This window comes from Arthrobacter sp. 131MFCol6.1 (assembly GCF_000374925.1).
Lineage (GTDB): Bacteria > Actinomycetota > Actinomycetes > Actinomycetales > Micrococcaceae > Arthrobacter.
Genome location: NZ_KB895552.1, coordinates 1 through 12203, shown reverse-complemented (window position 1 = coordinate 12203; position 12203 = coordinate 1). Strand labels below are relative to the sequence as shown.

Below are 12203 nucleotides of genomic sequence, written 5' to 3'. Positions count from 1 at the left end.
TACCTCTTTCTAGTGGGCCACGGCGGCGGCGCCGTGTTCATCGATCAGGGCGCCGGTTTCGAAGCGCTCGAGTGCAAAGGGCTGGTTGAGTTTGTGCGGTGTTCCGGTGGCGATCGTGTGGGCGAATGTCAGCCCGGCGGCCGGCGTGCCCTTGAATCCGCCGGTTCCCCACCCGCAGTTGACGAACATGTTCTCCACCGGGGTGGTGCCCACGATCGGGGAGGCATCCAAGGTGGTATCCACAATCCCGCCCCACGTCCGGAGCACGTGGGCCCTGGCAAAGATCGGGAAGAGTTCGACGGCGGCTGCCATCTGGTGCTCGATCACGTGGAATGATCCGCGCTGGCCGTAGCCGTTGTAGGAGTCCACTCCGGCGCCCATGACCAATTCGCCCTTGTGCGCCTGGGAGACATAGACGTGGACGTGGTTGGACATGACCACGGTGGGGTGGACGGGCTCGTGGAGCTCGGACACCAGTGCCTGGAGGGGGTGGGACTGGATCGGGAGCCGGAACCCGGCCATTTCGGCCAGCACCGAGCTGTGTCCTGCCGCGCAGAGTCCCACCTTTTCGGTGTTGATCGTGCCGCGGTTGGTCTTGACGCCCACCACCTTGTTCCCGTCCTTGATGAAGCCGGTGACTTCGCAGTTCTGGATGATGTCCACGCCCAGCTCATCGCACTTGCGGGCGAACGCCCACGCGACGTGGTCGTGCTTGGCGATTCCGGCGCGCGGCTGGTAGGTGGCGCCCATGACCGGATAGCGGATGTTGTCGTTGATGTTCAGGATGGGGCAGAGTTCCTTGACCTGCTGCGGGTCCAGCCACTCGGCGTCGACGCCGTTGAGTTTGTTGGCTCCGACGCGGCGGACGCTTTCGCGGACGTCGCCCAAGGTGTGGGCCAGGTTCATGACCCCGCGCTGGCTGAACAGGAAGTCGTATTCGAGTTCTTCGGGCAGGATCTCCCACAGCTTCAGGGCGTGCTCGTAGATCGCGGCACTCTCGTCCCAGAGGTAGTTGGAGCGAATGATGGTGGTGTTCCGGGCCATGTTGCCGCCGGCGAGCCAGCCCTTTTCCAGGATGGCGATGTTGGTCATCCCGTGGTTCTTGGCCAGGTAATACGCCGTCGCCAGTCCATGTCCGCCGCCGCCGACAATCACGGCGTCGTAGGAGGACTTGGGGTCCGGGTTGCGCCAGAGGAAGTCCGGGTGCTCCGGCAGGTGTTCGGTGGTCATTGTGCTGCTCCAATCAGTTCTGCCTCAAGCCCGGTCGCCGCTGTGCTGGTGCCGAGATGCGGGTAAAGGGGGAATCGGTCCGCGAGGGCGCTGACGCGTCCGCGCAGTTCGGCGGCGGTTTGGTCGCTGAGTTCGTCCCCCGGCGCCTGCGAGATGAGGGCGGAGGCGATGATGTCCGCCACCTCGGTGAACTCCGCGGCACCGAAGCCGCGGGTGGCCAGGGCGGGGGTGCCGATCCGCAGCCCGGAGGAGACCATGGGCGGGCGGGGATCGAACGGGACGGCGTTGCGGTTGACGGTGATGCCGATCCGGTGGAGCCGGTCTTCGGCCTGCTGCCCGTCCAGTTCCGAGTCCCGCAGGTCCACCAGGACCAGGTGCACGTCGGTGCCGCCGTTGACCACGGAGATCCCGGCCGCCGCGACGTCGTCCTTCAGGAGCCGGGACGCGAGAATCCCGGCGCCTTCGAGCGTGCGCTCCTGGCGTTCCTTGAACTCGGGGGACGCTGCGATCTTGAAGGCCACGGCCTTGGCCGCGATCACGTGCTCCAGCGGGCCGCCCTGCTGGCCGGGGAACACGGCGCTGTTGATCTTGCGTGCGTATTCCTCCTTGGCCAGGATCACGCCGCCGCGCGGGCCGCCGAGGGTCTTGTGCGTGGTGGTGGTGACGACGTCGGCGTAGGGGACGGGGTTCGGGTGCAGCCCTGCGGCGACCAGGCCGGCGAAGTGCGCCATGTCCACCATGAGGTAGGCGCCCACGAGGTCGGCGATGCGCCGGAACTCGGCGAAGTCCAGCTGCCGGGAGTAGGCGGACCATCCGGCCACGATCATCTTGGGCCGGTGCTCAAGGGCCAGGGCCTCCACCTCGGCCATGTCCACCAGGTGGTTGTGTTCGCTCACGTGGTACGGGACCACGTTGTAAAGCTTGCCGGAGAAATTGATCTTCATCCCGTGGGTGAGGTGGCCGCCGTGGGCCAGGGCCAGTCCCATGATGGTGTCGCCCGGTTCCAGGAGGGCGAACATGGCGGCGGCGTTGGCCTGCGCGCCGGAGTGCGGCTGGACGTTGGCGTACTCGGCGCCGAACAGGGCCTTGACCCGGTCGATGGCGAGCTGTTCGATCACGTCCACGTGCTCGCAGCCGCCGTAGTAGCGCTTGCCCGGGTAACCCTCGGCGTACTTGTTGGTCAGCACCGAACCCTGTGCCTCCATGACCCCGGCGGGGGCGAAGTTCTCGGACGCAATCATTTCCAGGGTGGACTGCTGGCGCTTCAGTTCACTCGCCACGGCCTCTTCGACCTCGGGATCGACTACGGAAAGTCGCTCGTTCAACTGCTCAACCACGGTTGCTCCTTTGAAATACCACTATTGCTATGACTGATATATCAGTGTGAGAACAATGGTATGATTGAGATCACATCAGAGTCAATAGCCAGAAGCCAAGTGGAACCAGGCTTCCGGTTGAAATCCAGAAACGGAGCCGAGCTGTGAATGCACTCACCGTCATGCCTCCCGCAGAGGATGAAGCCATCTCCCAGGCGGAGGCCGCGTACCGGCAGCTGCGCGACAAGCTGATCATGCTCGAAATCCGGCCGGGCGAACCCATCAATGACGGGCAGCTCGCCGCCGAGCTCGGGTTCGGCCGCACTCCCGTGCGCGAGGCGATCAAGCGGCTGGAAGTGGACCACCTGGTGGTTTCCTACCCGCGACGGGGAACCTTTGCCACCACCGTGGACTTCACGGAACTGGCCGACGTCTCGGAAATCCGGGAACTGCTCGAACCGCTGGCGGCGCGCAGGGCGGCAACGCGGGCCAACGCCGCCATGCGCCGCGAACTGCTGGATGTCGCCAAGACCATTGCGGAACTGGCCCCGAGTCCTGCAGAGTCCCGCGAGCTGATGCGCTACGACCTGACGGTGCACCGGTTGATCTACCGGGCCGCGGCCAACCCGCATCTGGAGGACACGCTGATCCGCTACGACAACCTGGCCACGCGCATCTGGTGCCTGGTCCTGGACAAGGTCCCCTCGGTCAGCGGCCACATTAGCGAGCATGTGGAGCTGCTCAAGGCGGTGGCCGAGGGCGACGCGGACAGGGCGGCCGAGCTCGCCCTGCACCACGTCACCAGCTTCGAGGAGACCATCCGCAAGGTCCTCTAGCCGCCGGCGTCAGCCGCGCAGGCCGAGGGCGAGTCTGGCGCCCTTCGTGCCTGGCGATGCGCAAATTACCCACCGACACCCGAATGCGGGCGCGTCAGCTATTCGCCGCGTCGCCGAACAGAATGCGCGTCGGGTGTGGCCGTTTACTTCCAGCGCTTCGGCCACTTCACGTTCATCAGGAGCAGTCCCAGCAGGAGCGAATCGACGGTCATGATTGCCGCCATGAGATATGCCCACCCGGCCATCATGGCTGGCCCGCCGTCCGGCGGCCGGAAGTGCGCGTGCGTACCAGAATGCCCATGACGATCTCCTGACGTGGACCCCCCAGTCACTCGATAGTCCACCCAGTTTGCCACCGCGTCGGTCGGGGCGGAACTGCGGCGCCTGCCGGCTCAAGCTTTTCCCAAGCTGACGCACGTGCGTCGCAAATGTGCAACGCTGTCACGCTGAATGCAACTGTCTTGCAGTCGCCTTGCGGGCATCTACCGCGCGGCTGCGGCGACATCTCTCCCACGCTGTGCGCAAGGTCGGAAACAAAAAAGCATTGACTGTGTCATGCGTCACGCCTAATCTGGTGCAACAGCGTTGCACTGATTGCAACTCCAAAACACTTTGGTGGACACATGAGTAACGAAAATTCCTCCCCCGCCACTCTTGCGGGGCAGCCCAGCCCGGAGTCGAATAACGGGCATGGCAGTACTTCCTCGGGACAAACTACGTTGAGCGGCCATGCGGCCCCTGGCGGCCACGATCCCGCAGTCAGCAGGGAAACCCGACGGCGGGTGGTCGCCGCCAGCTTCATCGGGAACTTCGTCGAATGGTTCGACTACGCCGTCTACGGCTACCTGGCCGCAACAATCGCCGCGGTCTTCTTCCCCGAGTCCAATCCCCAGACCGCGCTTTTGCTGACCTTCGCCTTGTTCGCGATCTCATTCCTGGTGCGGCCGCTGGGCGGTTTTGTCTGGGGCCACATTGGCGATCGGGTGGGGCGCCGTACCGCGCTTTCCCTGTCAATCCTGATCATGTCCGGAGCGACCTTCTGCATCGCCCTGATCCCGGGATACAACGCCATCGGCATCTGGGCGCCGATCCTTCTCCTGGTGGTGCGCGTCGTCCAGGGCTTCTCGGCCTCGGGCGAATATGCCGGCGCGTCGGCCTTCCTGGTGGAATACGCCCCGGCCAACAAGCGCGGCCTCTACGCGGCCGTGGTTCCGGCCAGCACGGCCGCGGGCCTGCTGCTGGGCTCCCTGCTCGCGGGCCTGCTGACCGTCCTGCTCAGCGCAGAGGCGATGCAGAGCTGGGGATGGCGCCTGCCGTTCCTCCTCGCCGCCCCGATGGGCCTGATCGGACGCTATATCCGCACCAAGCTCGAAGACACGCCGGTGTTCCGCGAACTGGCAGAGGAGGACCAGGCCATCAAGGCCCCGGTATCCAGCCTCTTCCGGAACCACTGGCGGTTGCTGCTGAAGGCAGTCGGAGCCGTGCTGCTCAACGCCGTCGGGTTCTACGTGATCCTGAGCTACATGCCCACGTACCTGTCCTCGGAGCTCGGTCTCGGTGCGGCCGAATCCTTCCTGGCCACCACCATCGCCCTGGTGACATACATCGGGTTCATCTTCCTGACCGGTATGCTCTCGGACCGCTACGGCCGCAAGAAAGTGCTGATCGCCGCATCCCTGAGCTTCATCCTGCTGACCGTGCCGGCTTTCGCCCTGCTGGGCACCGGGAACTTCCTGGTGATCGTCCTGGTCCAGATCCTGCTGGGCGGCATGCTGACGCTCAACGACGGCACGCTCCCGAGCTTCCTGGCGGAAATGTTCCCCACCCGCGTCCGCTACAGCGGCTTCGCTGTCAGCTTCAATCTCTCCAACGCGCTCTTCGGCGGCACTGCGCCGTTCATGGCCACCCTCCTGATCGCCGCGACGGCCAATGACCTGGCGCCGGCCTGGTACCTGGCCGGTGCCGCGGCCATCTCCCTGATCGCCGTGGCGCTCTCCCGGGAAACCAGCAAAGAACCGCTGCGCCACGAGTAGCCCCGGCCGGCCCCCCAAATTTTCCCCTCCAAAGAACAGCACTGCAGAAAGGCACCACCACCATGACCATCGCAACCTCCAACAACGCTTCGTCCATCGCCGAACTGGAGCGACTGAAAGTCCTGCACAACGGGCAGAAGGAAAAGCTGACCTTTTCCAACGCCGAATTTGAGCGCCGGCTCGGCGGACTGCGCCGCATCATGGCGGAGAAGGACCTGGATGCCGTCGTCCTGACCAGCTACCACTCCATCAAGTACTACTCGGACTTCCTCTTCACCTACTTCGGCCGGTCCTACGCCATGGTGGTCACCAAGGACGACACCGTGACGGTTACGGCCAACATCGACGCCGGCATGCCGTGGCGGCGCAGCTACGGCGACAACGTGGTGTACACGGACTGGCGCCGGGACAACTACATCTTCGCCATCCAGGAGGCGCTGCGCACCCGCGGCATCAACCCCCGCCGGCTCGGCGTCGAAGACGATTCGCTCCCGCTGGACAACCGGAACAAGATCCAGGCAGCCTTTGCCGGGGCCACCCTGGTGGACGTGGCCCAGGCCGCGATGCGCCAGCGGATGATCAAATCGGCTGACGAGATCGAGGTGATCAAGCACGGGGCCCGCATCGGCGACCTGGGCGGCGAAGCCATCCGCAACGCCATCACCGCCGGCATCACCGAATATGAGGTCGCCCTGATCGGCACCGAGGCCATGGTCCACGAAATCGCCCGGACGTTCCCGGATTCGGAAATTCGTGACACCTGGGTATGGTTCCAGTCCGGCATCAACACCGACGGAGCCCACAACTGGGCCACCACGCGCAAGATCCAGGAACACGACATCCTGTCCCTGAACTGCTTCCCCATGACGTCCGGGTACTACACCGCACTGGAGCGCACTTTGTTCTACGGCGAACCCGACGCCCGCTCCCTGGAGCTGTGGAACATCAACGTGGAGGTCCACAAGCGCGGCCTAGAGCTCATCAAGCCGGGAGCTGTCTGCAAGGACATTGCCGCCGAGCTGAACGAGATCTACGTGGGCCACGGACTCCTTGCCAACCGGACGTTCGGCTACGGACATTCGTTCGGCGTTCTGAGCCACTACTACGGCCGCGAGGCCGGACTGGAACTCCGCGAGGACATCGACACCGTACTCGAGCCCGGCATGGTGGTCTCCATGGAACCCATGATCACCGTCCTGGACGGCCAGCCGGGCGCCGGCGGCTACCGCGAGCACGACATCCTGGTGGTCGGTGAGGACGGAGCCGAGAACATCACGAAGTTCCCGTTCGGCCCGGAATACAACATCGTGGGCGCCTGAGCGGCCCACACCCCCTGAAAGGGACGGACAGCAGAAGCGGCGCCACGTCCACCGTGGCGCCGCTTTTGGGCCCCCATGCGGAATGATGGTAGACACCATGACCCCAGCAGAATCTCCCGGGACCACCGGAAACGGCGACACCAAGGGCACCTCCGTCATCGTCAACGCCATCGCCGTGCTGCGAACCTTCACGGCGGACGAACCGTTGCTCGGGGTCACCGAGATCGCCAACCGGGTGGGCCTGCACAAGAGCACCGTTTCCCGGATCCTGGCCACCTTCGAACAAGAACACCTGGTGGAACGCGATCCGGAAACCCGCCGCTTCCGGCTGGGGCTGGGGCTGATCGCCGTCGCCGGACCGTTGCTCGCCGAACTGGAAGAACGGCGCGTGGCGTATCCGGTCCTGCGCGAACTCACCGAACAGACCGGCGAAACCAGTGCCCTCATGGTGTGGAACGGCGCCGAGTCGATGTGCGTGGAGCAGATCGCCAGCCACCACCAGATCAAGCACACCACCCCGCTGGGAGCCCGGTACACCGACGCCATGAGCGCCTCCGTGCAGGTCTTCCTGGCCGCAGCGCCCGTCGAACGCGTCCGAACCCTCCTGCGCAGCGGAGCGATCAGCTACCCAGGACTTGATGACGCGGGCCTGGATGGCTACCAGATCAAGCTCAAGGATGTGACGGCCCGCGGCTGGGCCATCAACTACGGCGAATCCTCCATCGACGAAGTGGGCGTGGCCGCTCCCGTCCACGACCACCGCGGCGACATCGTGGCGGCCGTCCTGATCTCGGCGCCCCGGTTCCGCGTCTCACGCGAAGGACTGCAGAGCCTGGGCGAAGCGTGCGCGGCTGCGGCGGACAAAATCACCAGCCGGCTGGGCGGCCGCGCGTCCCGCGGCAACGACTAACGCCGGGCCGGCAAGCAACGCGCACCCGCCTCAGCAGAGCCGGGCCAGCCGCGTGGCCAAATGCAACGCCGCAAGCCGGCCCGTCCGCCGGGGGTCGCCGCCGCACAGCTCGAAGATCCGCTGCAGCCGTTGATGCATCGACTGCCGTTCCACGTGCAGCTCCCGGGCCGCCTGGGCGGTGTTGCATCCGGAATCGAGCCAGGTGGCCAGGGTATCGAGCAGCCGCGAATTGCGTTGGGTGTCATGGTCCAGGAGTGCGCCCAGCTGCTGGCGCACGAAGTTGCGCCGTTGTTCGGTCTCCAGGCTTCCCACCGCAAGGCGTTCGACGGCGAATGCCTCGGAATCGATCACGGGACAGTGCGGGCCGGTTGCCCCCGCCGGTGAATGTCCCAGCGAGTCTGCCAATTCCAGCGTGAGCCTGGCTTCCGACAGGGACCAGGGAGCTTCCGAGATCCCGGCGGCCAGCGGGCCAACGGCGACGAGCGTATCGGCCAGCGCGGGCAGCCCCCGCAGGCCGGCCAGGAGCGTATCCCGGCTTTCGCGCGGATTATCGCCCGGCTGGACGGCCACCGCCAGGAGCTCGGCGTTGTCGACGTAGGTGGCGCTCGGCTGCGCCCCGCGGGTCAGAAGGCGCTCCACCGGCGCCCGGAGCTGTTGGAGCATGTCGGAGCGGATCACGATGGCCACGAGCGCGGCGCCCGGCGGAATCCCGGCCGCGGAAGCCAGCTGCTGGAGCCGCCAGGTCTGGCTGCCCGAATCTATCGCGCGGAGCAGGGCCGCCCCGGCGACTTCCTTGAGCCCGGGAGACATCCGCTGGAGCAATGCCAGGGCCAGAATGTCCACTGAGCGGTTCCCGGCTGTCCGGGCCAGGTTCTCGTCCTCGCCGGCCGGAACCCGCAGCAACAGCTGGGCAGCGAGAATGCCGCGGATCGGCACGTCGATGTGGATCAGGCGTGCCTGCTCCTGCGGCCCAGGGGAGGAGGCGTCGGCGTCGGAAGCCTCTGCCTGCCCCGGGGTTGCGCTGGCCAGGGTCGCGCCCGCTATGGACGTCAGGGTCACCTCGGCATTGATGATGCCGGCCAGCACGGCGAGGATCCGGTCCAGGCCTCCGCCGTGCGCCAGCTCGACTGCCATGGCGTGGCTGGCCTCGTCCGCCCGCCGCAATTGGGACACCGAGTCACTGACCAGCATCGAGTTTATGGCCTGCATGACGCCGACGAACGGCACCACCGCGCGAAGTTCGATCAGCGGAAGGCCGGCTGCTTCGGCGGCCGCCACCATTGAGGACGGCAGAGACGGAAGGGCCACCCCGGTTTCGATGGCTACGGCCGCCACACCCCGCTCTGCCAGTTGGCGAACGTAATTGACCTGCCGCTCCTCGGAGGCCTGGGCGAGAGCTTCTCCGCCGGTCAGCAGCAGCTCCCCGCCGGCAAGCAGCGGCGCGATGTCGATGATTTCGCTGGAGTGGATCCACCGCAGCTGGGTCCTGGCGGCAGCCCGGGCCGCTGCCCGGATGACGGGATCGGCGGCCGCCAGCGTCGGATGGTTCAGGGCGTCTTCAAGACGAATGGACATTACACTCCGTCACGTCGCTCTACGTTTGTTTAGACACATTGTATATGGCTGAATGTGGCCTGCGACACATAATCTTGAGGAATCCCACACATCCTCGGAGGCTCCCCATGCGACAAAAATCCCCAGCGGCCCCAGCCGGCACCGCGCCGGAAGCCAGTGAAGACCACGAAGCGTGGCTCCACCCCATCCCCGAATCAGAGCGGACGCGCAAAGTGTCCGGCCAGTTCTGGATCTGGGCTGGCGCCAACCTCGCCCCGATCAACTGGGTGCTCGGAGCGCTCGGCATCCAGCTCGGCTTGGGGTTCGCGGACACGGTCACCGTCCTTGTCCTTGGCAACCTGATCGGGATGCTGCTCTTCGGATGCTTTGTCCTGCTGGGGCAAAAGACGGGGGCGACCGGCATGGTCCTGGCCCGCGCCGCCTTCGGCCGGCGCGGAAACTACCTCCCGGCGGCGATCCAGGCCCTTCTGGTGATCGGCTGGTGTGCAGTCAACACCTGGATCATCCTGGACCTGGTCATGGCGCTGTTCGGAACCCTGGGGTGGGTTGATCCGGAGGCCCACAACTATGCGTGGAAGATCGCCATTGCCACCTTCATCATGGCCGCCCAGGTAACCATTGCCTGGTTCGGCTACAAGGCCATCGCCGCCTTCGAAAAATGGACCGTCCCGCCGACCATCATCATCCTGACCGTGATGTCGGCAGTGGCTTGGTTCGGCATGAAGATCAACTGGACCTACGCCGGCCCGGCAGGACACATCCTGGAAGGCTCGGAACGCGTCGCTGCGATGAGCGCTGTCATGACGGCGATCGGCATCGGCTGGGGCATCACCTGGTTCACCTACGCCGCAGACTACTCGCGCTTCGTCAGCACCACGGTGCCCAAGCGCAAGGTCTACCTCGCCTCGGTGCTGGGCCAGTTCATCCCGGTCGTCTGGCTGGGCATCCTGGGGGCCAGCCTGGCCACCAACACAGGGGAAATAGACCCCGGCAAGCTCATCGTCCTGAACTTCGGCGCGCTGGCCCTGCCCGTGCTGCTCATGGTGCTGCACGGCCCCATCGCGACCAACATCCTGAACATCTACACCTTTTCCGTAGCCACACAGGCGCTGGACATCTCCATCAGCAGGCGCAAGTTGAACCTGTTCGTCGGCGTCTTCTCCCTTGCGGTCGTGATCTTCTTCATCTTCCAGGAGGACTTCGCCTCCGTGCTGGACGCATGGCTGATTGGGCTGGTCGCCTGGGTGGCTGCCTGGGGCGGAGTCATGCTGGTCCACTACTTCTGGATCGAAAAGCGCTGGCCCGGTAACCCGGCCAGGCTGTTCGACGCCGTCGGTACCAAGCGGCTGCCAGGCGTGAACCCGGCCGGCATCGCCTCATTGATCATCGGCATCTTCGCCACCTGGCTGTTCATGTACGGGCTGGTGCCGGCAATGCAGGGACCCATAGCGGTCGCCCTGGGCGGGTGGGATTTGTCCTGGCTCGCCGGAGGACTGTCCAGCGCTGCCGCCTACGCCGTCCTCGGCCCGCGTTTTCACCGCAAGTTCCTTGATGTTCCCGACAGCGAACAGGCTGCAGATGCGCCTCACGCCAGCGACCTCGCGGTCCCGTCAGCCACCCGCACCGCCCTCTAGCAGGAGACCAGCCCCGTGAACTTCCCCGCTTTCGCTGACACCGCCCATCCCATCACCTGGCCCGAAGGTCATCGGGCCGCAGCGTCCTTCACCTTCGACGTCGACGCCGAATCCTGCACCATCGCCCATGACCCGCAGAGCACCAGGCGCATGTCACTCATGACGCACCAGTCCTACGGGCCCAAGGTCGCCGTCCCGCGGATCCTGCAGATCCTCGAGCGCCAGCAGATCCAGGCGACGTTCTTTGTCCCGGGATTCACCGCCGAATGCTACCCGGACGTGGTCCGGCGGATAGCCGACGGCGGCCACGAGATTGCGCACCACGGATACCTGCACGAACCCATGCAGGGCATCGACGCCGCCACGGAGGCGCGGTACATCGACCGGGGCCTGGATGCCCTGGCCAAGGCCGCCGGCGTCCGGCCGACCGGCTACCGTGCCCCGTGGTGGGAGCTCAACTGGCATTCCGCGACGCTCCTTGCCGACCGCGGGTTCCTTTATGACTCAAGCCTGCTCGACGGCGACGCGCCGTACCGCTTCAGCGTTGCCGAGGGGGACCCCCGCGATCTCGTGGAAATCCCTGTCGACTGGGCTCTGGACGACTGGGAGCAGTACGCCTTCTACCCGGGCGTCACCGGAAGCGGCGTCATCGAAAGCCCGGCCAAGGTCCTGGAAATGTGGACGCTGGAGGCCGAGGCCCACCACGCTGCCGGGAGCTGCTTCGTCCTGACCAACCATCCCTTCATTTCCGGCCGGCCGTCCAAGGCCGTGGCCCTGGAGCAGCTGATGGACCGGGTCAAGTCGATGGACGGCATGTGGGTCACCACCATGGAGAAGATCGCGCAGCACACGCGCGACTCCGTCGAGGAGATCCACACCCACGCGCGCATTGCGGTGCCCGGGTTCCCGGACACCGGCGCACAGTTCACGCCGGCCGCCGTGCGGCAGTCCCAAGGAGCCCCGGCGCGGCGCGGGGCCGGAATCTAAGGCACAATTCGGCCCTTGCAAGGTCCCCGGCCCGGGGACCTTCCCGTGCGGCGGTCCGGAGTCAGCGGCGAAGCGGGGTGTTTAGCCGGTCTTGGCCATCGCGTAGGCCAGGGTGCCGTAGGCCAGGGCCCCGGACATTTCGGTGAGCAGTTCCGGGTTGGTGTTGGCGATGGTGTCGCAGGCCTCGTGGTAGCAGGGATCGAGGTCCTTGCCGGCCTCCCCGCCATAGGTCTGGGCCTGGGCCTGGGTCTTCCTCTTCTCATCGCCGGTGAACAGCCCGCCGCCGGGAATGCCGGCCGAGAGGAAGGCGTCGTAGTCGGACCCGCCGTCAAAGGGCGTGGTCTCGGCCGGCAGCGCGTTCTC

The 12203-nt window shown here is 65.8% G+C and carries 10 protein-coding genes; 6 read left to right on the top strand and 4 right to left on the bottom strand.

Annotated elements, in window-relative coordinates:
* Window positions 1-9: 9 nt before the first annotated feature.
* Window positions 10-1230, bottom strand: coding sequence for a sarcosine oxidase subunit beta family protein (locus tag C566_RS0117070; protein ID WP_018775572.1), 1221 nt, complete (start codon window positions 1228-1230; stop codon window positions 10-12).
* On the bottom strand, window positions 1227-2567 hold the full coding sequence (gene glyA / locus C566_RS0117065; protein ID WP_018775571.1) for a serine hydroxymethyltransferase: 1341 nt from the start codon (window positions 2565-2567) through the stop codon (window positions 1227-1229). The genes C566_RS0117070 and glyA overlap by 4 nt, the downstream gene beginning before the upstream one ends.
* A gap of 143 nt (window positions 2568-2710) precedes the next feature.
* On the opposite strand from glyA, the gene C566_RS0117060 reads away from it, so the two are divergent.
* The 4 genes from C566_RS0117060 to C566_RS0117040 all read left to right on the top strand — a co-directional run bounded on the left by C566_RS0117060 (window position 2711) and on the right by C566_RS0117040 (window position 7644).
* Window positions 2711-3382 (top strand): GntR family transcriptional regulator, encoded by a 672-nt coding sequence (locus tag C566_RS0117060; protein ID WP_018775570.1) that lies wholly within the window; start codon window positions 2711-2713, stop codon window positions 3380-3382.
* A gap of 623 nt (window positions 3383-4005) precedes the next feature.
* The gene (locus tag C566_RS0117050) at window positions 4006-5415 is read left to right on the top strand and encodes an MFS transporter (RefSeq protein ID WP_081627367.1); all 1410 of its coding nucleotides are present in this window, start codon (window positions 4006-4008) and stop codon (window positions 5413-5415) included.
* Between the two features lie 62 nt (window positions 5416-5477).
* Window positions 5478-6734, top strand: coding sequence for an aminopeptidase P family protein (locus tag C566_RS0117045; RefSeq protein ID WP_018775567.1), 1257 nt, complete (start codon window positions 5478-5480; stop codon window positions 6732-6734).
* 97 nt (window positions 6735-6831) lie between these two features.
* The gene (locus C566_RS0117040) at window positions 6832-7644 is read left to right on the top strand and encodes an IclR family transcriptional regulator (RefSeq protein WP_026266795.1); all 813 of its coding nucleotides are present in this window, start codon (window positions 6832-6834) and stop codon (window positions 7642-7644) included.
* Window positions 7645-7674: 30 nt separating this feature from the next.
* Here C566_RS0117040 and C566_RS0117035 read toward each other — a convergent pair whose 3' ends face one another.
* Window positions 7675-9219: a PucR family transcriptional regulator gene (locus C566_RS0117035; RefSeq protein WP_018775565.1), complete on the bottom strand. Its 1545-nt coding sequence runs from the start codon at window positions 9217-9219 to the stop codon at window positions 7675-7677.
* A 107-nt stretch (window positions 9220-9326) separates the two neighbouring features.
* Here C566_RS0117035 and C566_RS0117030 point away from each other — a divergent pair, with 107 nt between their 5' ends.
* Together C566_RS0117030 and C566_RS0117025 are read left to right on the top strand one after the other, a co-directional pair.
* Window positions 9327-10853 carry a purine-cytosine permease family protein gene (locus C566_RS0117030; RefSeq protein WP_018775564.1) on the top strand — a complete coding sequence of 509 codons (1527 nt, stop codon included), beginning with the start codon at window positions 9327-9329 and terminating at the stop codon, window positions 10851-10853.
* 15 nt (window positions 10854-10868) lie between these two features.
* Window positions 10869-11840 (top strand): polysaccharide deacetylase family protein, encoded by a 972-nt coding sequence (locus tag C566_RS0117025; RefSeq protein ID WP_018775563.1) that lies wholly within the window; start codon window positions 10869-10871, stop codon window positions 11838-11840.
* An 81-nt stretch (window positions 11841-11921) separates the two neighbouring features.
* Here the strand turns inward: C566_RS0117025 and C566_RS21715 are convergent.
* Window positions 11922-12203 (bottom strand): M28 family peptidase (locus C566_RS21715; RefSeq protein ID WP_043467311.1); only part of this gene is annotated, 282 nt, incomplete at its 5' end.